Genomic DNA, 22,140 nt, shown 5'->3' with positions numbered 1-22,140 from the left:
CCCGGGTGTTCGTAAAATCGGCGTGAGCCGAACCTGGGAAAATGTCACCCGGACGGGGCTAGATGTCGACCCGGTAACGGTCGCGGGTACGCTCCTGGACCGTGATCCGGCTTGAACACGTGACCAAGGTCTACAAGACCTCGACCCGGCCCGCGCTCGACAACGTGAGTGTCGAGATGGGCAAGGGCGAGTTCGTGTTCCTCATCGGCCCGTCCGGCTCCGGGAAGTCGACCTTCCTGCGCCTGCTGCTGCGCGAAGAGGTGCCGAGCAAGGGACGCGTCTACGTCTCCAACTTCGACGTGGCCAAGATGGCCCGGCGCCGGGTGCCCCGGCTGCGCCAGTCCATCGGCTGCGTCTTCCAGGACTTCCGGCTGCTGCCGACCAAGACCGTCGCCGAGAACGTGGCGTTCGCGCTCGAGGTCATCGGCAAGCCCCGGCACACCATCCAGAAGGTCGTGCCCGAGGTGCTGCAGCTGGTCGGCCTGGACGGCAAGGCCGACCGCATGCCGACGGAGCTGTCCGGCGGCGAGCAGCAGCGGGTGGCCATCGCCCGCGCGTTCGTGAACCGGCCGCTGGTGCTCATCGCCGACGAGCCGACCGGAAACCTGGACCCCGACACCAGCCAGGACATCATGCTTCTGCTGGAGCGGATCAACCGCACCGGCACGACGGTCCTGATGGCCACGCACGACCACTCCATCGTCGACTCGATGCGCCGCCGGGTGGTGGAGCTCGACCACGGCAAGGTCATCCGTGACGACGCCAGGGGCGTCTACGGAGTAGGCCGCTAGCAGCCCACCAGCCCTGCCCGTCCCCCGCGGGCCGAATCCCCGAGCCAAGGAACGTCAACCCCGATGCGTGCCAGTTTCGTCTTCAGCGAAGTGATCACCGGTCTGCGCCGGAACATCACGATGACCGTCGCGATGATCCTGACCACGGCGATCTCGCTCGGCCTGCTCGGCGGTGGTCTGCTCATCGTCCGCATGATCGACAAGATGCAGCTGATCTACTCCGACAAGGTGCAGGTCATGGTGAGCCTCACCGACGACATCAGCGCCAACGACAAGAACTGCTCGACGTCGATCTGCGCCGACCTCCAGCGCCAGCTGCAGGGCTCGAGCAACGTCGAGACGGTCACCTTCCAGAACCGGGACCAGAGCTTCCAGCGGTTCCAGCAGCTGTTCCAGGCCGAGCCGGAGCTGCTGCGGCTGACCCGGCCCGAGTCGCTGCCGGCGACGCTGCAGGTCAAGCTGACCGACCCGAGCAAGGCGGACGCGCTGGTCAAGGCGTTCACCGGCAAGCCCGGCGTGAAGACCGTCGACGACCAGGGCGTGTTCCTCCAGCGCTTCTTCGGCATCCTCGACTCGGTGCGCTACGCGACGTTCCTGATCGCGCTGGTGCAGGCCGCGGCGGCGGTGCTGCTGATATCCAACACGATCCAGGTGTCGGCGTTCACCCGAAGGGTCGAGGTCGGCATCATGCGCCTGGTCGGCGCGACCCGCTGGTACACCCAGCTGCCGTTCCTCATCGAGGCCGTGGTCGCCGGCATCATCGGCTCCATCCTCGGCATCGTGGGGCTCGGCGCGGCCAAGGTGTTCTTCCTGGACTCGGCGCTGTCCGGGCCGATCGCCTCCGGCGTGCTGCCGCGGCTGGACCTGCTGGACGTGGTGGCCATCTCGCCGATCCTGGTCGGTGTCGCCGCGGTCATCTCGGCCATCACCGGCTACGTGACGCTCCGCCTGTACGTGCGGCTGTAGTAACCGGTTGTCGCGCGGACGTAAAATCGGATCATGCCCAAGGAACAGGGCCGCAAGGCCATCGCGACCAACCGCAAGGCGCGCCACGACTACTCCATCGTGGACACCTACGAGTGCGGTGTCGTGCTCATGGGCACCGAGGTGAAGAGCCTGCGGGCGGGGCGGGCGTCCCTTGTGGACGCCTTCGCCACCGTCGACGACGGCGAGGTGTGGCTGCGCGGGCTGCACATCACCGAGTACGAGATGGGCACGTGGACCAACCACGAGCCGCGCCGCAACCGGAAACTGTTGCTGCACAAGAGCGAGATCCTCAAGCTCATCGGCAAGACCAAGGAGAGCGGCCTGAGCCTGGTGCCGCTGTCCATGTACTTCAAGGACGGCAAGGTCAAGGTCGAGCTGGCGCTGGCCAAGGGCAAGAAGGCCTACGACAAGCGGCAGACGCTGGCCAAGCGGGACGCCGAGCGCGAGACCGTCCGCGCCATGGGCCGCTGGGCCAAGGGCCGTCGGGACTGAGCAGTTCGCGGTTCGCCGCGATGACGTGAGAACAGCCGGGAAGACCCAGTTCTGGGGTCTGCCCGGCTGTTTTTTCGCGTAAAGAAGCCCCCGTCCTCAAGCCTGGGGGTGAACGGGGGCCTCCGGGTGGGGCCGTCGTGCGGGAGTGGACGACCTCACCGTGATGGAGGGGTTCCGGGGCCAAGTCTGACGCCCAGGTCGCGGGATTCACTCGAATGGAGTAGCTTTGGTGTGATCTGTCCGGCATCCGGGTAAGGATTCCGCAAATATCGCCGTTGATGGACAATATGGCCGTGGGATCGATGGTGTTCGCGCTGGTGGCGGCGCTGGGGTACGGGCTGAGCGACTTCGTCGGCGGGCTCGCGTCCCGACGCACCCACGTGCTGCGGGTCGTGCTCGTCACCTACCCCGTCGGTCTCGCCGGGCTGCTGCTCGCGGCTCCGTTCGCCGGCGGCCAGCTCGGCGGCGTCGACCTGGTCATCGCCATGATCGCCGGCGCCGCCAACGGCCTGGCCATCATCTGGTTCTACAGCGCTTTGGCCACCGGCCCCATGAACGTCGTGTCCCCGCTGACCGCGCTGCTGGTCGCCGGCCTGCCGCTGATCTTCGGGCTCGTCACGGGCGAGTCGCTGGGTGCCATTGCCATCGGCGGCGCGCTGCTCGCCGTCATCGCCGTCGTGCTCGTCAGCCGCGAAGAACGCACCGCCGTCGACGAAGCCGGGCCCGTGCGGTTCACCGCCCGCGTCGGCTGGCTTACCGTCGGCTCCGGCGCCGCCTTCGCCGTCTACTTCGTGCTGCTCGACCAGCTACCGGCCGACAGCGGACTGTGGCCGCTCGTCGTGTCCCGCGGCACCGCCACGGCCCTGGTCCTCGCCGCCGCCCTCGTCGGCGGCCAATTCCGTATCCCGGAACGTTCGGCCATCGCCCTCACCATCACCGCCGGCCTGCTCGACGCCGTCTGCAACACCGCGTTCCTCCTCGCGCTCCGCACCGGCCTGCTCGCCGTCGTCAGCGTCCTGACCTCGCTCTACCCCGCCGCCACCGTGCTCATGGCCCGCCTCGTCCTCGGCGAACGCACCGGCCGCGTCCAACGCGTCGGCCTCGCGCTGGCCGCCGTCTCCGTCACCCTCATCGCCGGCGGCTCCGCCGCCGCGTGAACCGGGATGAACCGAGATCGCCCACGCGTTATGCTTGCGGATGTCAGACCCACGACCAGGGGGTGAACGGTTTCGACTTTGGACGTTGAGTCAGGGGAAGCGTGTAGGTGCAGGCGAGAGACCACCTTCAAGCGTCGCCGCAAACCAATAAGCGCCAAGACGAACAGTCAGCGCGCGTTCGCTCTCGCTGCCTGAGCAGCCTGAGCAACGCTGTCGGCCCGGGAGCGCCTCCGACCCGGTAGCCGGCATCAGCTAGGAGGCTAAACCGCAGAACCCGGTCGCGGGGGACTGCGGGACAACCACAGCGACTGGGCCCGTCACACCGTCTCGTCCGCGTGAACGGTGGGGCCGAGCAGAGACACAGCGGACTGCACACGGAGAAGCCCTGATGAGGCGACAGAGGACCCGGGTTCGATTCCCGGCACCTCCACTCGTTGGACGGCCCGTGCCCGCGGAGGGCGCGGGCCGTTCTCGTTCCGGCCACTTGTGGGGCTCTCGCCCCACACCCCAAGGCAGGAGGGGCTTCGCCCCCCTGCACCCCCCTTCGGGCTCGCTTCGCATCGCCCTCGGGGGCTCGGCTTCGCCTTCGCCTGGCCGGTGTGCTGGTCTGCCGCTCGGCTTCGTCTCCGCCTGGCCGGTGTGCTGGTCTGCCGCTCGGCTTCGCCTTCGCCTGGCCGGTGTGCTGGTCTGTCGCTCGGCTTCGCCTTCGCTCTGCTGTCACCTCTGTTGTGCCTGCCTCGGCCTCGTCTGTTGCTCGTCCTCAGTTTCCCTCGTCTTCGAAGGTCCAGATGGCGGCGGGGCGGCCGGTGGGGTGGGAGCGGACGCGGTCGGGGGTGCGGTGGAGGGTGGGGATGCCGGCCATGAGGCGGTTGAGGTTGCCGGGGTCGGGGCGTTCGCCGCGGAGGGCGGCGGTGAGGGTGACGGCGCGGGTGGCGGAGAAGCGGGTGCCGAGGAGGGCCCTGGTGAAGGGGAGGTCGGACCAGAGTTTGGCGGCGAGGAGGGGGCGGCAGTGGGTGAGGATGGCGGTGTGGTCGAAGGCCAGTGTGGGGACGGCGGTCAGAGGGGGCCAGACGGTCTGCGTGTTGTCTGCGTCCGTCTGAGTGCAGACCGCCCACATGGCTATCGAGAGGGTGGGGCCGCGGGGGTCGCGGTTGGGTTCGTCGAAGGTGATGAGTTGGCCGACGGCGGCTATCGAGGGGGTGGGGACGCCGAGTTTGGTGGTTACGGCGCGGCGGGCGTCGTCGGCCAGGCGGGCGCCGCGGGTGAGGAGGACGCCGGGGAGGGCGAGGTCACCGAGGAAGGGGGGATGCGCGCGAGGGGCGACACCGAGGTGGACGGTGTCGTCGTCGGGCCAGAACCGCAGGGTGAGCACGTCGATGGAGACGGCTGACTGGGGTGGTAGCGCGGTGTCCTCTGGTGGCACCGGTTTATCTTGCCGCACCTGCGGTGGTGGGGAGCCTGCGGTCGAGGCGGTCGGGGCCGTGCGAGGTGAGGACGACTGGGACTTGTAGGTGGGTGGGGATGGTGGTGGCGGGGTCGGGGAGGTCTTCGAGGATGGGGCGGGCCGTGGCAAGTAGGCGGGTGAGGTGGGCCTGGTGGGTGAGGTCTTGCCAAGGGCCGCAGGGGAGGGCGGTGATGATGCCGTCGGGGGTGTTGTAGGCGGTGGCGGAGCGGACGTTGGTGTGCTGGTCGAGGTGGGTGACGGCTAGGCCGTCTATGCCGCCGGAGGCCTCGATGGCGTAGCGGAGCAGGATGGGGTCGAAATGGCCTACGCGGAAGGCGCCCTGGTACTCGCCGGTGGCGTTGTGGGGTTCGGGTAGGCGTAGGTCTTTGTCCTCGGTGGGGAAGGGGCCGGCGCCGTGGCGGGTGAGGTAGGTGCGGGTTACGCCTAGGACGTAAGGGCGTTCGCCCAGGGCCGCGATCATGGCGCGGGCGTAGCGGGGTTCCACTGTGGACCATGTGGTGTGGGGGTGTAGGCCACGCCATTCGTCTAGTAGGACTCCTTGGGCGCCTTCGAAAACCAGGCGGCCGTGGGCGGCGAAGGTGGCCAGTGCGTCCTGGGTGACGATTCGTGTGGCGGCGGCGAAGTCGCGGTAGAGGGTGACCAGGGCGGTGACGGAGTCGAAGCGGTCGCCGATGAGCGGTTCGTAGTGGCGAGCGAGGGCGTCCAGTAGTCGGGCGAGTTCTGCCGGGTCGCGGCAGTCGGCGACGGTGGGGGCGCGGTGGGTCAGGGCGTAGGCGGCGGTCTCGCCGATGCCCTTGCCGCACGAGCCGTGGCGGGCGGCGCCCCGGGCGTCCTCCCGCGCCCGGTTCGCCGCCACGTGGATGGGGGTCGTGAGCAATGCGTCGCCGTCGATGTGCAGTAGGCCCAAGGGGTCGGGGACTCCGAGTCGGGCGAGTTCGACGGATTCCGTTGCGAGTGCGATGGGTTCTACGAGCATGTGCCGTGACAAGAGGGTCGGAGTGCCGGTGAGGGTGCCGGCGCCGAATTGGGAGAACCGGTGGTGTCGGCCGTCGGCGATGACGTTGTGGGCGGCCTGGGCGCCGCCGTTGAATCGCACGACGGCGGCGACGGATCCGTTGGCGCACAACCAGTCCACGGTCGCGCCCTTGCCGGCGTCGCCGAAGCCGAGGTCGACGACGATCACGTGCCGATCAGCGAGGGCCATTCGCCGTCTCCAGCGCGCGGCGGACCGCGGCCGCCTCGGCACGTGAGCCGATGTCGCTCAGGTCGGCCAGCCCGCCGCCGACGTCGATCCGGCCCTCGCCGACGCCGACCATCAGGGCGATCAACTCGCACACCGCGGCGGGATCCTCCAGGCGCAGGAACCGCTCGCCCAGCAGCGTCGCCCAGTGCGCGGCGATGTCCGGGTCGTGGTAGTAGCTCGACTGGTTGGGCAGGATGTAGAAGACGTGCCACCGCTGGGAGAGCTCGCGGTACACCGACGCGACCGAGACGTCCTCACGCACGTCGTCGCCGATGACCTCGCGGATGTGCTGCGCGGCCAGCCGAGGCTTGTTCAGCTCGTCGCCGATCAGGAACAGGTAGCCCTTCCGGCCGCGCTTCTCCCACGCGTCGGTGGCCACGTGGCGGGCCATGAAGTACGCCGCCAGCTCGTAGCTCTCCGACTTCTGCCCACCGCCGCCGCCCTCCAGCAGGATGAGCCGCAGCTGCTCGTCCATCCGGTTGTCGGACTCGAACTGGCCGATCTGGAGCGGCACCCGGTCGCTCTCGGCGTCGCCGATGCCGCCGAACAGGACCTGCGGGTCCTCGGCGTATCCCTTGCTGCGCAACAGGCCGTGCAGCCGGCCGAGCTTGCCCTGCATGATGCGCGGGACCGTGCCCATCGAGCCGGTGACGTCGAACAGCACCGCGATCGGCAGCGAGTTGGCGTGCTCAGCGCTGTCGCGGCTCTCCCGGAACGCGTCCCGAGGGTCGAGCCGCTGGTGCGCCCGCCACGTCGAGCGGGCCTGGCCGTGCATGTCGGCGGTGTAGCCGAAGTCGTCGAGTCCCCGTCTGGCGCGGAACGTCCGCGCCGCCTGGAAGGCGTCGTCATCCCACCGGCCGTATCCCATGTCGGTCTCCCCTCGGTCGTCAACGTACTTTTAGTCTAGATGACTAAAACTAGACGGGCAAGCGTGTGTCGGCTCCGGCCAGGTGTCCGGGCACGATGGCGGGAGCGTCAGCCCGCGATCTCGCTGCCGATCCACCACCGGCCTACCCGTCGGCGTGCAGCTCGTCGGCGCGCCGTGGCGGGAGGACCTGCTGCTCCAGGTGTCGCGGGAGCTCGAACTCGCCCATCCTTGGGCCGGTCGCCGGGCCGATGTCGAGAAGCTGCTGGCGGCTCCGACCACCGGGTGAGCGAAAGGAGCCAGGCATGGGGCAGCCCGTGGTGCACTTCGAGATCATCGGCGGCGAGCCGGACGCGCTGCGCGACTACTACGCCGGCCTGTTCGGCTGGACGTTCGACACCGGCGACGCCGTCAGCCCGAACGTGTCGCAGCCCGGGAAGTACCACTTCGCGACCGGCGCCGGCATCAACGGCGGTGTCGGTGGCGGCGAGGGGTTCGAGCCGCGGGTGCTGTTCTACGTCGCCGTGCCCGACGTGGAGACCGCCCTGCGCACCGCCGAGAGCCTCGGCGGCAAGCGGCTGCTCGGCCCCGAGCCGGCCACGGGCGACTTCACCGTCGGCCGGTTCGCCGACCCGGAGGGCAACGTCGTCGGCGTCGCCGGCCCGTCGGCCTAGCCCGCCAACCCGTCGACAGCGGCCAGTTGGCGGGTCGTCAAGGCAAGCGCGGACCGCCGGAGGGAGTGGCCGCTGTCGCGGGACAGGTCGAAGACGGTGGTGAGAAGGGCAGGTTGGCGGCCTCCACGACCAGGCCCGCCCGGATCCGCTGCTGGTTGGCGGGGGTGATGCAGTACGGCACGGCGGCGACGCCGAGACCGCCGCCGACAATGGCGTCCAAAGTGGAGAGATCCTGCGCGCAGGAGTGCCGCCGACAGCAGGTTCTCCTTGGTGCCGAAGTGGTAGATGATCAAGGCGGGGCTGACGCCGGTTGCCTCGGCCGCGTCGGCGACCCGCACGGCGGCCATGCCCAGCGTGCGGATCTGGGTGTGCGTCTCGTCGAGCACCTCGGCCCGCCGCGGTCTTCATCGGCATGCCGGGCACCATTCCACCAGGGCGTGCGTCGCGGCGGCGTCCGGTGTTGACTTTCCCCGTGCGGATCACTGTGGTGGCGGTGCTGTGGTTGGTGGCGCTGGCGTCGGTCACGCTCGTCGTGGCGGTCTCGCCGTGGTGGCTTTTCCTGACGGTCCCGCTGCTGGCGGTGGCGGCCCTGGGCGCGTACGACCTGATCCAGCGCCGGCATTCGGTGCTGCGCAACTACCCGGTGTTCGGGCATCTGCGTTTCCTGCTGGAGGATCTGCGCCCGGAGTTGCAGCAGTACTTCATCGAACGCAACTTCGACGGCCGCCCGTACGACCGGGACGTCCGCAGCATCGTGTACCAGCGTGCCAAGGGCACGGACGCGGAGGAGCCGTTCGGCACGGAACGTGACGTCTACGCGACGGGGCACGAGTTCCTCGCCGCCTCGATGGCCCCGCTGCCGGTCCCCGACGACGCGCCGCGAATCAGGATCGGCGGCCCGGATTGCACGAAGCCGTACGAGATGTCGCTGTTGAACGTGTCCGCGATGAGTTTCGGCTCGCTGTCGGCGAACGCGGTGCTGGCGCTGAACAAAGGGGCGAAGCTCGGCGGATTCGCCCATGACACGGGCGAAGGCGGCCTGTCCGAGTACCACCTGCGGCACGGTGGCGACCTGGTGTGGGAGGTCGGCACGGCGTATTTCGGTTGCCGCACCAAGGATGGAGGCTTCGACGAAAGGGAGTTCGCGGACAAAGCGGCCCACGACAGCGTGCGCTGCGTGTCGCTGAAGCTGTCGCAGGGCGCGAAGCCGGGCGTCGGCGGTGTGCTGCCGGGCAGCAAGGTCAACGCGGAGATCGCGTCGGTGCGGGACGTTCCCGTCGGCCAGACGGTGATCTCCCCGCCGTACCACCGGGTCTTCGGCACGCCGCGGGAACTGGTCCGCTTCATCGCGCACATGCGGGAACTCGCCGGCGGCAAGCCCGCCGGTTTCAAGCTGTGCCTGGGATCGCGCCGCCAGTTCCTCGCCGTGTGCAAGGCGATGCTGGAGGAGGGAACGGCTCCCGACTTCATCATCGTGGACGGCGCGGAGGGCGGCACCGGCGCGGCGCCGCTGGAGTACGCCGACAACCTCGGCACGCCGCTGACCGAGGGCCTGATCACCGTGCACAACGCGCTGGTCGGCACCGGCCTGCGGGACCGGATCCGGATCGGCGCCAGCGGCAAGGTCGCGACCGGCAGCGACATCGTCAAGAGGCTGTTGCAGGGCGCGGACTACACCAACGCGGCGCGGGCGATGATGTTCGCGGTCGGCTGCGTCCAGGCACAGAGCTGCCACACCAACACCTGCCCGGTCGGCGTCGCGACCCAGGACGCGAAGCGGGCCCGGGCTTTGGACGTCGGGGACAAATCCCTGCGCGTGCAGCGCTTCCAGCAGTCGACGGTGCACAGCGCGGTGCAGATCATGGCGTCGATGGGCGTGGGCCATCCCGACGAGCTGCGCCCGCACATGCTGTGCCGCCGCACGGATCCGGTCACCGTGCAGACCTACGCCGACCTGTACGAGTGGCTGGCGCCGGGCCAGTTGCTGGCGGAGCCGCCGCGGAGTTGGGCCGTCGACTGGGCGCAGGCCGATCCCGACCGCTTCACCGTGTGAGAATCGGACCATGGCCGACCGGGACAGGGACGCGAACGGCAAGGCCCGCAACGCGCGGCCGCGGGACGGGCTGGGCCGGCCGATGGCGCACGGCGCGCCGGGGGTCGAGCGACAGCCGGAGGGCATCGTCCGCACCCCCTCGCAAACGCTTGCGGAGGCTCAGGACCTGCTGGATCGCGGACGGCCGTTCCACGCCCACGAGGTGCTGGAGGACGCCTGGAAGGCGGCCAACGAGCCGGATCGCCAGCTCTGGCGGGGCATGGCCCAGCTGGCGGTCGGCCTCACGCACGCGGCCCGCGGCAACCGCGCCGGCGCGATCAGCCTGCTGCGCCGGGGAGCCGGCAACATCGAGCCGTACCGGGACTCGGACCCGTACGGGATCGACATCGCCGGCCTGGTCGGCTGGGCGAACCGGGTGGCGGACGGCGGCGGGGAAGACGCCACGCCGCCGAAGTTGACGTGATGGGCGCGAGAGGCCGGTTCCTGGGGGCGGGAACCGGCCCCTCGCTTGTTCGATGGTCCTACAGCCAGACGGCGACGCCGTGGTGGCCGGAGCAGGTGCCCGACCGGTGCTGGCTGAAGCTGTACGTGCCGTCGTTGCACTTCGCGGTCGCGCCGGGCGGGGGACCGGGCGCGGCCACCGGACGGTTCACGCAGACACCGTCCACGTTGCGGTACTGGTCGGCGCCGCACGCCGTCTGCGGGGGCGCAGCGGCGGCATGCGTGATTACAGCGGGTGGCGGCACCACGGTGGTCGTCGGTGGCGGTGCGACGGTCGTCGTGGTGGTCGCCTCGGTGGTACTAGTCGTCGTGACCGGGGCCGGCGTTACGCTCGACGTGATCGCGGCTGTGCCGTTGCCGGTATTGGTGACCTGCGGGTTCGGGTCGCAGCCCGACAGCAGGGCGGCGCCGAGCAGGAACGCGCCGGCGGCGGCGACAAGACGTGGCATCCGGGGTGGCCTCTCCCACTCGACGGGGTGGACCACCGCATGATCGCCGCCTCAGTTCGCGACGTTACGTGACCGCCAGCGGTCGAGGACCAAGGGGATTTCCACCCGGAGGAAGTCGAAGAACTCGACCGACTCGCGCAGCCGGGCGCCGGCCTCGCTGTCCTCGCCGACCGCGGCGACGCCCTCGGTCAGCGCCTCGGACCACAGCACGAGCAGGCGCTCCCGGTCCGCCGCCGACTCGTACCAGCTGCTGCCGCGCACCCGGTAGTGGTCCCGCTTCTCGCCGGGCTCGCGCTCCCGAACGACCAGGTGCACCTGCGTGAGATAGCGCACCGCGCCGGAGATCGCGGCCGGGCTGACCGACAGCTGTTCGGCCAGCTCGCCCGCGGTGAGCTGGCCGCTCTCGGACGCGAGCAGCCCGACGAAGACCCGCGCCGGCATGCGGGGAATGCCCGCCTCGGCCAGCATCAGGGCGAACCGTTCGATGAACTTCGACACGGCCTCGTCGTCGCGCTCGGTCACTCGATCATCCTCTCACCCGGTCGAGTTCACTGTCTTCACGAATTTGTGAAATGAGTGTAGCTTGGCGCCATGACAACCGCCATCTCGGTGTCCGGCCTGCGCAAGGCGTTCGGCCGGACCCAGGCGCTCGACGGACTCGATCTCACCGTGACCACTGGCGAGGTGCACGGTTTCCTGGGCCCGAACGGCGCCGGGAAGTCCACCACCATCCGCGTCCTGCTCGGTCTGCTGCGCGCCGACGGCGGCCGCGCCGAGCTGCTCGGCGGCGACCCCTGGCGGGACGCCACCGAGCTGCACCGCCGCCTGGCCTACGTGCCCGGTGACGTCACGCTCTGGCCCACGCTGTCCGGAGGCGAGGTGATCGACCTGCTCGGCCGGCTGCGCGGCGGGCTGGATCCCAAGCGCCGCAAGGACCTGCTGGAGCGCTTCGACCTGGACCCGACCAAGAAGGGCCGGACCTACTCCAAGGGCAACCGGCAGAAGGTCGCACTGGTCGCCGCGCTCGCCTCCGACGTGGAGCTGCTCATCCTGGACGAGCCGACCTCGGGCCTGGATCCGCTGATGGAGGAGGTGTTCCGGGATTGCATCGCCCGCGAGCGCCAGGACGGCCGGACCGTGCTGCTGTCCAGCCACGTGCTGGCCGAGGTCGAGGCGCTGTGCGACCGGGTCAGCATCATCCGCAGCGGCAGGACCGTGGAGTCCGGCACGCTGGCCGAGCTGCGGCACCTGACCCGGACCTCGATCACCGCCGAGCTGGGCTCGCCACTGTCCGGTGTGGACACCATGACCGGCGTGCACGACTATTCGGCGCAGGGCAACAAGGTCCAGTTCGAGGTGGACACCGCCGAGCTGGACGCGGTGCTGCGCAAGCTCACCGAGTTCGGGGTGCGCAGCCTGGTCAGCCAGCCGCCCACGCTGGAGCAGCTGTTCCTGCGGCACTACGAGGTGGAAGCGTGAACACCCTGGTGGGCACCGGTTCCCTGGTGCGGCTGGTGCTGCGCCGGGAGCGGATCCAGCTGCCGGTGTGGATCCTGGCCATCACCGGCATCGTCGCCGCCACCGCGGCCAGCTTCGCCCAGCTCTACCCGACCGTGCAGTCACGGGTCGAGTTCGCCGCGTCGATCGCCAACAACCCGTCGGTGCTGGCGCTCAGCGGCCCGGCACAGGGACTCGACACCGTCGGCGGCATGACGGAGTGGAAATACGGGGCTGTGGCGTGTGTGCTGGTCGGGCTGATGGCGGTGTTCACGACCGTCCGGCACACCCGGGCCGACGAGGAGACCGGCCGGCACGAGCTGCTCGGCGCCGGCGTCGTCGGCCGGCACGCCAAGCTCACCGCGACGCTGATCGTGGTCTTCGGGGCGGGCGTGGTGTACGCGCTGCTGATCGGCCTCGCCCTTGCCGGCCAAGGGCTTCCGGCCGCCGGGTCGTTCGCGATGGGGCTGGGCATCGGCGGCAGCGTGTGGTTCTTCTCGGCGGTGACCGCGGTCGCCGTCCAGGTGAGCTCGAGTTCCCGTGCCGCCAACGGGATCGGCGGCGTGGTCATCGGCGCGGCGTACCTGCTGCGGGCCGCCGGCGACTCGGCCGCCTCCGACGGGCCGCGGTGGCTGTCGTGGCTGAGCCCGATCGGCTGGTCGCAGCAGATGCGTCCGTTCGCCGACGAGCGCTGGTGGGTGCCGGCCCTGTACGTCGCGATTTCCGTTGTGCTGCTGGGTGTCGCGTACGGTCTGGTCGGCCGCCGGGACATCGGCGCCGGCATGCTGCCGGAACGGGCCGGCCGGGCCACGGCGAGCCCGGCCCTGCTCGGCACGCTCGGGCTGGCCTGGCGGTTGCAGCGGGGAATCCTGATCGGCTGGGCCGTCGGCCTCGCCGTGATGGGCGGCGCGCTCGGCGGGATCTCCAAGAGCCTGAACAGCATTCTCGACAGCAGCCCGCAGCTTGCCGAGGCGCTGCAACACATCGGCGGCCAGCAGTCCCTTGTGGACTCGTTCATGGCGGCCATCCTGGACATCATCGGCCTGGCCGTGTCCGTGTACGCCATCCAGGCGGCGTTGCGGCTGCGCAGCGAGGAGACGACGATGCGCGCCGAGCCCGTGCTGGCCGGTTCCGTGGCGCGAATCCGTTGGGCCGCAAGCCATCTGCTGTTCGCGCTGCTGGGCACCGCCTTCCTGCTGGCGGTCGCCGGCACCGTGACCGGTCTGGCCGTGGGGCTCAGCCAGGGCGATGTCGGCGCCCAGCTGCCGCGGCTGCTCGGCGCGGCGATGGTGCAGGTGCCGGCCGTGTGGGTGCTGGCCGGCATCGCCACCGCGCTGTTCGGCCTGCTGCCCAAGCTGGTCTCGCTGGCGTGGGCCGCGCTGGTCGTGTTCCTGCTGATCGAGCTGCTCGGCCCGCTGTTCCAGCTCAAGCAGTGGGCGCTGGACATCTCGCCGTTCACGCACCTGCCCAAGCTGCCCGGCGGCGAGTTCACCGCGACGCCGCTGGTGTGGCTGGTGGCCATCACGATCGCGCTGACCGCCGCCGGGCTGGTCGGGTTCAGGCGGCGTGACGTGGGATGAGGTCGGCCAGCTCGCGCCACTCCGCGAGCGGGATGCGGCCCGGGTCCGAGGTGAGCACCTGGATGCAGACGTGGTTCGCGCCGGCGTCCAGGTGCTCCTGGACGCGCTTGGCGACCGCGTCCACGTCGCCGGTGACCGTGATGGCGTCGACCAGCCGGTCGCTGCCGGCGAAGTCGTCATCGGTGTAGCCGAACCGGCGCAGGTTGTTCGTCTGGTGCTTCGCGACCATGTAGGTGGTGACGTGCTGGCGGGCCACGTCCTTGTCGCCACCCAGCACCACCGCCTGCTCGACGGCCAGCAGCGGCTCCGGGCCGAGCAGCTCCCGGGCCTTCGCGGTGTGCTCGACCGGCACGAAGTACGAGTGCGCGCCCTCGGTCTTCTCCGCCGCGAGTTTCAGCGCTTGTGGCCCCAGCGCCGCCAGGGCCCGCCTTGGTTGCACGCCGAACCCCGGCACCTGGTCCATCGCGTCGAGGTAGTCCCGCATGGTGTCGAGCGGCCGCGCGTCGGTCGGGGCGCCCGGTTGTCCCGGCGACCGGTGGCCGCCGAGGCCGAGTAGGAAGCGTTCCGGGAACGCCTCAATGAGCGTGTGGTGGGCCATCGCCATGGCCCGCGGGCTGCGCAGTGATGTCTGCGCGATGCCGGTCGCCACCGTGAGCCGGCTCGTGGCGTGCAGCAGCAGGGCCGCCTGGGTCAGCGCCTCCCGACCGAAGCCCTCGCCGAACCACAGCGCCCCGTAGCCGAGTTCGTCCAGCTCAGCCGCCGCTTCCCGCACCTGCGCCGCCGGCTGGCCGTCGAACGCGAACGTCCAGATGCCGATGGTGTCCATGCCTCTCCCCTAAGCTGAGGTCGCCTCCGGATATCGACGACCATACGGAGGCTACCTCCGTTTGTCGAGGGAGTTCCGATGCGCGCCGATGCCCGACGCAACTACGAGCGCCTGCTGGCCTGCGCCCACGAGGCGTTCACCGAGCACGGCGCCGACGCCTCGCTGGAGGACATCGCCCGGCGCGCCGGGCTGGGCATCGGCACCCTCTACCGGCACTTCCCCAACCGCGAGGCCCTGCTCGTGGCGCTGCTGTCCGCGCGGCTGCGCGGGCTGACCACGTACATCGACGAGCTCGCCGGCCAGGAACCCGCCGAGGCCTTCGCCAACTGGGTCCGGGCCAGCTGCGAGCACGGCAAGACCTACCGGGGCATCGCCATCGGCGTCATGTCGATGGTGCTCGGCGACCGCACCGAGTTCGACGACGCCTGCGCCGCCGCCAAGGCCGCCGGCGACCGCGTGCTCGTACGGGCCCAGGAGGCCGGCGCGGTGCGCCCCGACATCACCCGCGCCCACCTCGTCGCCCTGGTCCAGGGCCTGATCCTGGCTACCGAGGACGACCCGGAGCTGTTCGACACGCTCCTGTCGGTGGTGCTGGCCGGGCTCAGCGGGTGACGAGGCCGGCGTCGTAGGCGAGCAGGCCGATCTGGGTGCGGTTGGCGCAGTCGAGCTTGACGAGCATCCGCGACACGTAGCCCTTCACGGTGGCCTCGGACAGGTGCAGGCGGGCGGCGATCTGGGCGTTGGACAGGCCCTCGCCGAGGCAGGTGACCACGTCGATCTCCCGCTCGGTGAGGTCGGCGATCAGCGACGACGCCTTGTCGCGGGCGGCCTGCTCGGTGGCGGAGGCGGCGACGAGGCGGCGGGCGGCGGCGGGGGAGAGCACGGTGTGCCCGTCGGCGGCGACGCGGACGAGGCTGATGAGGTCCTCGGGCGGCGTGGACTTGAGCAGGAAGCCGGCGGCGCCGGCGCGCAGGGCGCGGATGACGTACTGGTCGGCGTCGAACGTGGTGAGGGCGACGACGGTCGGCGGCGACGGCAGGCCGGCGATGCGCTCGATGGCGGTCAGCCCGTCGACGCCGGGCATCCGCAGGTCCATGAGCACGACGTGCGGCTGGTGCCGGACGACGGCCTCGACGGCGGCGGCCCCGTCGTGCGCGGCGTCGACGATGGTGATGTCGGGGGCGGAGCCGAGGATCGTCCGCAGGTGCGCGCACACCATCGGCTCGTCGTCCACGACCAGGACCTTGATCACGTCAGCTCTCCGTCGTCGGCACGAACGCGGGCAGTATCGCATCGACCTCGAACCCGCCGTCGGGCCGCGCGGCGGCGGTGAAACGGCCGCTGACCAGCTCGACCCGCTGCCGCAGCCCGAGCAGGCCCGTGCCGGAGCCGCTGTCGCCGAGCTCGCCGGTCCGCTGCGACGGCCCGTTGCGCACGGTCAGCCGCACGCGATCGGCGCCGTAGCGGACGTGCACGCGGGTGCGGGCGTCCGGCGCGTGCTTGCGGACGTTGGTGAGCGCCTCCTGCACGACCCGGTACGCGGTGCGGCCGACCACCGGCGCGGTCAGCAGGGGATTGCCGTCCACGATCAGCTCCACCGACATGCCGACGCCCCGGGACTCCGCGACCAGCTCTGCCAGATCGGGCAGCCGCACGGCGTCGGTCTGCTCCTCCTCGTCCGCCCCGGACTGCGCCCGCAACACGCCGACCAGATCCCGCAGCTCGTCGAGCGCCTGGCAGCCGGCCTCCCGCAGCTCCTCGGCGGCGGTCCGGGTGGCGTCGTCGGGCGCGGTGATCCGCAGGGCGCCCGCTTGCAGCACCATGAGGCTCACTCGGTGCGTGACGACGTCGTGCATCTCCCCGGCCAGCCGCACGCGTTCGTCGGCGCGGGCCTGCTCGGCGAGCAGCTCCTGCTCCCGCTCCGCCCGCTCGGCCCGATCGGTCAGCGCCCGGATCAGGCTGGCCCGGTTGCCGATGTAGAGCCCGAACAGAGCGGGGAACAGGGTGAAGAACGCGCCGCCGGTGACGGCGTCGAACGACGGCGCCCAGCAGCGGGTGGAGATCACGATCAGCAGCGCCGTGCACGCCCACATCCGGCACGATCCGGGGATCCGCTTGAACGCGACGCCGACCGCGAACGGCGTGGCCAGCGGCACCCACTGCGGGTTCGTGTTCAGGTCGCCGACGAACAGCTGCGGATCCGTGTACGCCGACACCGTCATGGCGATGGCGGACGCCGCGCACAGCGCCAGCAGGAGCAGCGGCGCCTTGCGGTGCCACAGCAGCGCGACCGCCGACGGCAGCTGGATGAACGTCTGGGTCCACTCGTGGAACGTCTCCGGTGGCCCGTAGACCGCCCAGATGACCATCATGACGCCGAGCACGGTGGCGAACGGCGACAGCAGGAAGAAGGCGTCGCGCCAACGCGGTCGGGTCACCTCTCGACCCTACCCAGTCCGACAATCCGCCTTAGGTAGCGCCGGCACCTACGAAAGTATCAGCCGCCGGGCACTTTCCGCGCTGTCGGCGGCGGCGGCCGTCCGGGTTGGATGGTCCTCGTTGGGAAAACGAGGGGGGAACGGCAAGTGCGGCAATCCGGGGGAACCACGACCACTGTCCCCAGCAGCGCCGTGGACGTTGCCGCACTTGCCGTGCGGCCGGTCGCGATCATCGCTGGACTACTGGGCATCACGCTGCTGGCCACGGCCGGCCGCTACGGCTACTTCGGCGACGAGCTGTACTTCGTCGCCGCCGGCCACCATCTCGACTTCGGCTACGTCGACCAGCCGCCGCTGGTGCCGTTCCTGGCGCTGATCGCGGACACCATTGCGCCGGGAAACCTCGTGGTGCTGAGGATTCCGGCGATCCTGGCCACGGTGGCCGGCGTCTTCGTCGCGGCGCTGATGGCCCGGGAGCTCGGCGGCGAGCGCCGGGCCCAGGTCATCACGGCCGCCGCCTACGCCGTCGCGCCTTTCCTCGCCGGCGGCGGGCATCTGCTCGCCACGTCCACTGTGGACCCATTCCTGTGGGCGGTGATCACCTGGCTGCTGGTCCGGTGGATCCGGGTGCGGGAGGACCGCCTGCTGCTCTGGGCCGGCCTGGTCACGGCGGTCACGTCGCAGGGCAAGTACCTGATCGTCTTCTTCTGGCTGATCGCCGCCGCGGCGATCCTCCTCGCCGGGCCCCGGGACCTGCTGCGCCGGCCCATGTTGTGGCTGGGCGCCGCGATCGCCGTGCTGACGTCCGTGCCGGCGCTGCTCTGGCAGGCCCGCAACGGCTGGCCGCAGCTGGAGATGAGCAGCGTGATCGCCGCCGACGAGCACGCGAACATCGGCGGCGCGGGCGGCTTCCTGGTGGTCCTGGCCCTCTACAGCGGAATCGTCGGTGTGCCGCTCGGTCTGTACGGCCTGTGGCGCACGTTCCGGCTGCCGCAGCTCAGGTTTCTCGGCATCACCGCCATCGGCCTGATCGTGGTGTTCATCGCGACCGGCGGCCGGCCGTACTACGCCGCCGGCATCCTGCCCGTGCTGTGGGCGGTCGGCGCGGTCGGCCTGGAGGGGCGGAAGCGGTGGGTGCCGTGGGTGGCGTGGCCGGCGTTCCTGGCCTCGGTCGCGCTGGTGGTCTTTGCGCTGCCGACCCGGCCGGTGGAGTCGCTCCGGGGCTCCGACGAGGTCTCGTCCTTCATCGACTTCGAGAGCGTGGGCTGGCCGCAGATGGCCGACGAGGTCGCCGACGCCTACCGCGCGCTGCCCGATGATGTCCGCGCGCACACGGCGATCGTCGGCGACACCTACTGGTCGGCAAGCGTGATGTCCATGTACGGCCCCGAACGCGGCCTGCCCGAGCCCTACGGTCCGAACCGCGGCTACTGGTACTTCGGCGTGCCGCCGGAGAGCGCGACGAACGTGCTGTACGTGGGCGACAACAACTCCGACCTGATGCGCCGACACTTCCGCACCGTCGCCCGAGTGTCCACAGTGGATAACAAGCTCGGCATCCAGAACGGCTACCAGGGCGCGCCGATCTACCTGTGCACCGACCGTGACGAGCCGTGGTCAGCGCTGTGGCCGGCGCTGCGCACCCTCTGAGTTCACCGTCCACAGCAGCGGCTCACCGGCCTCGTACCGCTTGAGGTTGTCCGTGAAGGCGATGACCGAGCGCTGCATCATCTGCTCGGTCACGCCGGCCACGTGCGGGGTGGCGATCACGTTGGGGTGATTGACCAACGGGCTCGCCGGGTCGGCCGGCTCCACGGCGTGCACGTCCAGCCCGGCCCCGGCGATGTGCCCGGACTCCAGCGCCGCCAGCAGGGCGGCCTCGTCGACCAGGCCGCCCCGCGCGACGTTCACGAACAGCGCCCCCGGCTTCATCGCCGCGAACGCCGCGGCGTCGAAGAAGTTGCGGTTGTGCTCGCCGAACGTCAGGCCGCTGACGACGACGTCCGCCTCGCCGAGCACGTCGAGCAGCCGGTCTGTCCCGACCACCTGCCCGACCTCCGGCGGCCCGCCCAGCTCCGGATGCTCGCGCACGCCGAGCAGTCGGACATCGAAGCCCGCCAACCGTTTCGCCACCGCCGCGCCGATCGCGCCCAGCCCGACGATCGCCATCGTGCCGCCGAACAGCGCCCGCCCCACCGGCTGCGCCCACTGCCGGTCGCGCAGGGCCTGCCGCGCCCCGTCGAGCCGGCGGCTGAGCGCCAGCGCGAGCAGCACGGCGAGCTCGGCGACGCTGTCGGCATTGCCGGTGACGTCGCCGGGCAGCCGCGACACCAGCACCCCGGCCGCGGTGGCGGCGTCGATGTCGACGTTCTCCAGCCCCACGCCGAACTGCTGGACCAGCCCGCACCGGCCGGCGGCGATCAGGCCGGCGTCCACCCGCGCGGCGATCGGGCACAGCACGTCCGCGTCGACGCCGAGCTCGGCGAACCGGTCCGGCGTGGTCCTGGCCACGTCCCAACCGGGCAGCAGGTCGTGGAACGGGTCGAGCGGGTACTGGTCGAAGCCGATCAGCAGGCGCATGCCGCCACGCTACCGACGCTCAGCGCTCGGTGATGGCCGGCGGTTTGGGCAGCTGGTAGCCGGAGGCGCCGAGATTGGCCTTCGCCGCCGCGGTCCAGGCGCCGGTGGAGACCATCTTCTCGATGGCGGCGTTCACCCGCGCCTTGCCGTTCGGGTCGCCCTTGCGCAGGCCGATGCCGTAGAAGTCGTTGGTGAACGGCTTGCCGACGACCCGGAGCAGCTCGGGGTTCTGCGCCGCGTAGCCGGCGAGGATCACGTCGCCGGTGGTGACCGCGTCGACGAGGCCGGCCAGCAGCGCGGTGATGCAGTCGGTGTACCGCGGGTACTCGACGAGCGTCACCTCGTGCGCGAACTGGTCCTTCACCGCCTGGGCCGAGGTGGTGCCGACCGTCGTGCACAGGCGCTTGCCGTTCAGCGACTCCGGCCCGGTGATCGAGTTGTCGTCCAGCCGCACCAGCAGGTCCTGGCCGAGATGGAAGTACGGGCCGGCGAAGTCGACGAGCTTCTTGCGCTCGTCGCTGATGGTGTAGGCGGCCACGACCATGTCGACCTGTCCGCCGGTCAGCAGCTTCTCCCGGTTGGCCGGCTGGGCTTCCTTCCAGGTGATGTTCTCCGGCTTCACGCCCAGCTCGCCGGCCACGTACCTGGCCACCTCGACGTCGAAGCCCTGGAACTTCCCGTTGAGCGTCTTCTCGCCGAGTCCGGGCTGGTCGTAGCGAATTCCGATGGTGAGTTTGCCGGCGGCGGCGTCCGCACTCAGCGAGCCCGGATGGCCGTCCGCGCCGCAGGCCGTCGTGAACAGGGCCAACGCGGCGAGTGCGGCCGCCGCTCGTAATAGTTTTCGCGGGCGCATGATCGGGCCCCCTCGAGGTCGAGTCGGGACTGCCTGCTGTGACAAAGCGAAACTGTCGAACCCTTCGAATGGGTCTTGAACTTTGTCACAGCAGATCTCTGCGCGCCAGAGCGAAATTCCGGACGGCGGTGTCCGGAATTTCCAGGTTAATTTTGGAAGATCAACATGCCTATTTGCGGGCGGGGGTGTCGTGCCGGAGTAATCGCCGGTCAGCGCTCCGTGATGGCCGGCGGCGACGGCAACTGGTAGCCCGAGCTGCCGACGTTGCTCTGGAGAGCCGAGCGCCAGGCCCCGGTGGAAACCATTTTCTGCAGCGCCGCGTCGACCTTTTCGCGGCCGCCTTCGTCGCCTTTGCGCAGGCCGATTCCGTACGAGTCCTTGGTGAACGGTTTGCCGACGACCTTGAGTAGTTCGGGGTTCTGCGCGGCGTAACCAGCGAGAATGACGTCGTCGGTGGTGACGGCGTCGACAATGTTGGCCAGCAACGCCGTGACGCAGTCCGAATACCGGCCGTACTCGACCAGAGTGGTCTGCTGTGCGAACTTGTCCTTCACCTGTTGCGCGGACGTGGAACCGGCGACCGAGCAGAGCTTCTTGCCGTTCAGCGACTGCGGCCCGGTGATCGAGTCGTCACTCATCCGCACCAGCAGGTCCTGGCCGACGGTGAAGTAGGGGCCGGCGAAGTCGACGAGCTTCTTGCGCTTGTCGTTGATCGTGTACGCGGCCACCACCATGTCGACCTTGCCGGTGGTGAGCAACGTCTCCCGGTCCGCCGGCTGGGCTTCCTTCCAGGTGATGTTCGAGGGGTCCACGCCCAGCTCGTTGGCGACGTAGCGCGCCACGTCGACGTCGAAGCCCGTGTACTGGCCGTTGAGCGTCTTCTCGCCGATGCCCGGCTGGTCGAACCGGATGCCGATGGTGAGCTTGCCCTGGCCGGCGGCCGCGGTCAGCGAGCCGGCGGGTCCGTCGCCGGTTCCGCAGGCGGCGAGCAGTGCGAGGGCGGCGAGTGCGGCGGTCGCTCGTAATGATCCCCGCAGGCGCATGTGAGGTCCCCTTAAGGTCGAGGCGGCCTGCACTGCCTAACAAACCGGAGGTGGCGAAGTCCAATCGGGCAGACCCGGACTTCGTCACACTCCAGTACGCGCCAGGATCCTTGACAGTTCGACGTTCTTGATCACATGTGAGCGTCCGTCGAGGACTCCGCGCGCTCGCGCCGCAACTGCTGGTATTCGCGGATGACCAGGATGATGATCACCACGTCGATCGCGGCGAAGATCGGCAGCGCGATCGAGTGGGTGTTGATCGCCCGGTAGACCTCGTAGACCACGAAGGCGCCCAGCACCACCGCGGCCACCGGGTAGAGCGGCATGATCTTGCGCAGCAGCGCCGCCACCAGGCCCAGCTTGATGACGGCGTGCAACAGCAGGTAACCGATGGCGAACGCGCGGCTGCTGCCGTCGGCGAAGTTGTGCGCGGCGGTCTCCAGGTGCGTGGACAGCGTGCCGCTCGGGTCGCCGAGCAGGTCCCGCGTGACCACCTCGTTGGCCAGGCCGGTGATCAGCGTGGGCGGGACGAAGATCAGCACGATGCCCAGCACGAGCTGGCCCAGGCCGTCGAGGCCCTTGATCGCGATGGCGACCTTGAACAGCTTGTCGGTGGTGGTCGAGTTCGACATGCGCACCAGGATGC

Annotated in this window: 25 protein-coding genes and 1 other RNA gene; 13 read left to right on the top strand and 13 right to left on the bottom strand. The window is 70.2% G+C overall.

The window, feature by feature from the left end; genetic code table 11:
* Window positions 1-101 precede the first annotated feature (101 nt).
* The 5 genes from ftsE (at window position 102) to ssrA (ending at window position 3,860) form a co-directional block, all read left to right on the top strand.
* The gene (ftsE, locus tag BCF44_RS40875) at window positions 102-791 is read left to right on the top strand and encodes a cell division ATP-binding protein FtsE (protein ID WP_043718920.1); all 690 of its coding nucleotides are present in this window, start codon (window positions 102-104) and stop codon (window positions 789-791) included.
* Between the two features lie 63 nt (window positions 792-854).
* Window positions 855-1,757, top strand: a complete 903-nt coding sequence (gene ftsX / locus BCF44_RS40870) for a permease-like cell division protein FtsX (RefSeq protein WP_116179864.1) — start codon at window positions 855-857, stop codon at window positions 1,755-1,757.
* 33 nt (window positions 1,758-1,790) lie between these two features.
* A complete protein-coding gene (gene smpB / locus BCF44_RS40865; RefSeq protein WP_116179863.1) occupies window positions 1,791-2,270 on the top strand; it encodes an SsrA-binding protein SmpB in 480 nt (159 codons plus the stop codon).
* Between the two features lie 302 nt (window positions 2,271-2,572).
* A complete protein-coding gene (locus tag BCF44_RS40860) occupies window positions 2,573-3,427 on the top strand; it encodes a DMT family transporter (protein ID WP_246016104.1) in 855 nt (284 codons plus the stop codon).
* Between the two features lie 58 nt (window positions 3,428-3,485).
* Window positions 3,486-3,860: a transfer-messenger RNA gene (ssrA, locus tag BCF44_RS40855) on the top strand.
* A gap of 327 nt (window positions 3,861-4,187) precedes the next feature.
* Here ssrA and BCF44_RS40850 read toward each other — a convergent pair.
* From BCF44_RS40850 to BCF44_RS40840, 3 genes are read right to left on the bottom strand one after another with little or no spacing between them, the layout of a single operon-like run.
* Complete coding sequence (locus tag BCF44_RS40850; RefSeq protein WP_116179862.1) at window positions 4,188-4,850, bottom strand: NUDIX hydrolase; 663 nt, start codon at window positions 4,848-4,850, stop codon at window positions 4,188-4,190.
* 4 nt (window positions 4,851-4,854) lie between these two features.
* The gene (locus tag BCF44_RS40845) at window positions 4,855-6,096 is read right to left on the bottom strand and encodes an adenylosuccinate synthetase (protein ID WP_116179861.1); all 1,242 of its coding nucleotides are present in this window, start codon (window positions 6,094-6,096) and stop codon (window positions 4,855-4,857) included.
* A complete protein-coding gene (locus BCF44_RS40840; protein WP_116179860.1) occupies window positions 6,083-7,003 on the bottom strand; it encodes a hypothetical protein in 921 nt (306 codons plus the stop codon). The genes BCF44_RS40845 and BCF44_RS40840 overlap by 14 nt, the downstream gene beginning before the upstream one ends.
* Before the next feature lie 82 nt (window positions 7,004-7,085).
* On the opposite strand from BCF44_RS40840, the gene BCF44_RS56055 reads away from it, so the two are divergent.
* Window positions 7,086-7,289 carry a hypothetical protein gene (locus BCF44_RS56055; protein ID WP_170217994.1) on the top strand — a complete coding sequence of 68 codons (204 nt, stop codon included), beginning with the start codon at window positions 7,086-7,088 and terminating at the stop codon, window positions 7,287-7,289.
* Window positions 7,290-7,305: 16 nt separating this feature from the next.
* Complete coding sequence (locus BCF44_RS40835) at window positions 7,306-7,674, top strand: VOC family protein (protein ID WP_116179859.1); 369 nt, start codon at window positions 7,306-7,308, stop codon at window positions 7,672-7,674.
* On the opposite strand, the gene BCF44_RS40830 is transcribed toward BCF44_RS40835, so the two are convergent.
* A complete protein-coding gene (locus BCF44_RS40830) occupies window positions 7,671-8,060 on the bottom strand; it encodes a helix-turn-helix domain-containing protein (protein WP_116179858.1) in 390 nt (129 codons plus the stop codon). The two genes, BCF44_RS40835 and BCF44_RS40830, sit on opposite strands and share 4 nt — an antisense overlap.
* A gap of 86 nt (window positions 8,061-8,146) precedes the next feature.
* On the opposite strand from BCF44_RS40830, the gene BCF44_RS40825 reads away from it, so the two are divergent.
* Both BCF44_RS40825 and BCF44_RS40820 read left to right on the top strand, forming a co-directional pair.
* Window positions 8,147-9,727, top strand: a complete 1,581-nt coding sequence (locus BCF44_RS40825) for an FMN-binding glutamate synthase family protein (RefSeq protein ID WP_342775704.1) — start codon at window positions 8,147-8,149, stop codon at window positions 9,725-9,727.
* 10 nt (window positions 9,728-9,737) lie between these two features.
* On the top strand, window positions 9,738-10,190 hold the full coding sequence (locus BCF44_RS40820) for a DUF309 domain-containing protein (protein WP_116179856.1): 453 nt from the start codon (window positions 9,738-9,740) through the stop codon (window positions 10,188-10,190).
* Window positions 10,191-10,248: 58 nt separating this feature from the next.
* Here BCF44_RS40820 and BCF44_RS40815 read toward each other — a convergent pair whose 3' ends face one another.
* Together BCF44_RS40815 and BCF44_RS40810 are read right to left on the bottom strand one after the other, a co-directional pair.
* Entirely contained in the window at window positions 10,249-10,677 is a 429-nt protein-coding gene (locus tag BCF44_RS40815; protein ID WP_116179855.1) for a DUF3761 domain-containing protein, read from the bottom strand.
* A gap of 51 nt (window positions 10,678-10,728) precedes the next feature.
* Complete coding sequence (locus BCF44_RS40810) at window positions 10,729-11,199, bottom strand: GbsR/MarR family transcriptional regulator (protein WP_246016095.1); 471 nt, start codon at window positions 11,197-11,199, stop codon at window positions 10,729-10,731.
* A 69-nt stretch (window positions 11,200-11,268) separates the two neighbouring features.
* Here BCF44_RS40810 and BCF44_RS40805 point away from each other — a divergent pair, with 69 nt between their 5' ends.
* On the top strand, window positions 11,269-12,156 hold the full coding sequence (locus BCF44_RS40805; protein WP_116179854.1) for an ABC transporter ATP-binding protein: 888 nt from the start codon (window positions 11,269-11,271) through the stop codon (window positions 12,154-12,156).
* Window positions 12,153-13,754, top strand: coding sequence for an ABC transporter permease (locus tag BCF44_RS40800; protein ID WP_116179853.1), 1,602 nt, complete (start codon window positions 12,153-12,155; stop codon window positions 13,752-13,754). Before BCF44_RS40805 ends, BCF44_RS40800 begins: the two co-directional genes overlap by 4 nt.
* Here the strand turns inward: BCF44_RS40800 and BCF44_RS40795 are convergent.
* A complete protein-coding gene (locus BCF44_RS40795) occupies window positions 13,732-14,580 on the bottom strand; it encodes a TIGR03620 family F420-dependent LLM class oxidoreductase (protein WP_116179852.1) in 849 nt (282 codons plus the stop codon). The two genes, BCF44_RS40800 and BCF44_RS40795, sit on opposite strands and share 23 nt — an antisense overlap.
* Before the next feature lie 78 nt (window positions 14,581-14,658).
* Between BCF44_RS40795 and BCF44_RS40790 the strand changes: the two genes are divergently transcribed.
* Window positions 14,659-15,192, top strand: coding sequence for a TetR/AcrR family transcriptional regulator (locus BCF44_RS40790; protein WP_116179851.1), 534 nt, complete (start codon window positions 14,659-14,661; stop codon window positions 15,190-15,192).
* Here BCF44_RS40790 and BCF44_RS40785 read toward each other — a convergent pair.
* A complete protein-coding gene (locus BCF44_RS40785; protein WP_116179850.1) occupies window positions 15,182-15,832 on the bottom strand; it encodes a response regulator in 651 nt (216 codons plus the stop codon). The two genes, BCF44_RS40790 and BCF44_RS40785, sit on opposite strands and share 11 nt — an antisense overlap.
* A 1-nt stretch (window position 15,833) precedes the next feature.
* The gene (locus tag BCF44_RS40780; RefSeq protein ID WP_246016094.1) at window positions 15,834-17,018 is read right to left on the bottom strand and encodes a sensor histidine kinase; all 1,185 of its coding nucleotides are present in this window, start codon (window positions 17,016-17,018) and stop codon (window positions 15,834-15,836) included.
* Window positions 17,019-17,210: 192 nt separating this feature from the next.
* Here BCF44_RS40780 and BCF44_RS40775 point away from each other — a divergent pair, with 192 nt between their 5' ends.
* Window positions 17,211-18,668: a glycosyltransferase family 39 protein gene (locus tag BCF44_RS40775; protein WP_246016093.1), complete on the top strand. Its 1,458-nt coding sequence runs from the start codon at window positions 17,211-17,213 to the stop codon at window positions 18,666-18,668.
* On the opposite strand, the gene BCF44_RS40770 is transcribed toward BCF44_RS40775, so the two are convergent.
* From BCF44_RS40770 to BCF44_RS40755, 4 genes are all read right to left on the bottom strand, one after another.
* Window positions 18,636-19,598 carry an NAD(P)-dependent oxidoreductase gene (locus BCF44_RS40770; RefSeq protein ID WP_116179848.1) on the bottom strand — a complete coding sequence of 321 codons (963 nt, stop codon included), beginning with the start codon at window positions 19,596-19,598 and terminating at the stop codon, window positions 18,636-18,638. The two genes, BCF44_RS40775 and BCF44_RS40770, sit on opposite strands and share 33 nt — an antisense overlap.
* A 19-nt stretch (window positions 19,599-19,617) precedes the next feature.
* Window positions 19,618-20,451, bottom strand: coding sequence for a glutamate ABC transporter substrate-binding protein (locus BCF44_RS40765; RefSeq protein WP_116179847.1), 834 nt, complete (start codon window positions 20,449-20,451; stop codon window positions 19,618-19,620).
* A 209-nt stretch (window positions 20,452-20,660) separates the two neighbouring features.
* The gene (locus BCF44_RS40760) at window positions 20,661-21,494 is read right to left on the bottom strand and encodes a glutamate ABC transporter substrate-binding protein (protein WP_116179846.1); all 834 of its coding nucleotides are present in this window, start codon (window positions 21,492-21,494) and stop codon (window positions 20,661-20,663) included.
* A gap of 131 nt (window positions 21,495-21,625) precedes the next feature.
* Complete coding sequence (locus BCF44_RS40755) at window positions 21,626-22,126, bottom strand: DUF2127 domain-containing protein (protein ID WP_116179845.1); 501 nt, start codon at window positions 22,124-22,126, stop codon at window positions 21,626-21,628.
* Window positions 22,127-22,140 lie beyond the last annotated feature (14 nt).

It is taken from the genome of Kutzneria buriramensis (assembly GCF_003387475.1).
Classification (GTDB): domain Bacteria; phylum Actinomycetota; class Actinomycetes; order Mycobacteriales; family Pseudonocardiaceae; genus Kutzneria; species Kutzneria buriramensis.
The sequence above is the reverse complement of the archived record's forward strand: the minus strand, read 5'-3'. Positions and strand labels throughout refer to the sequence as shown.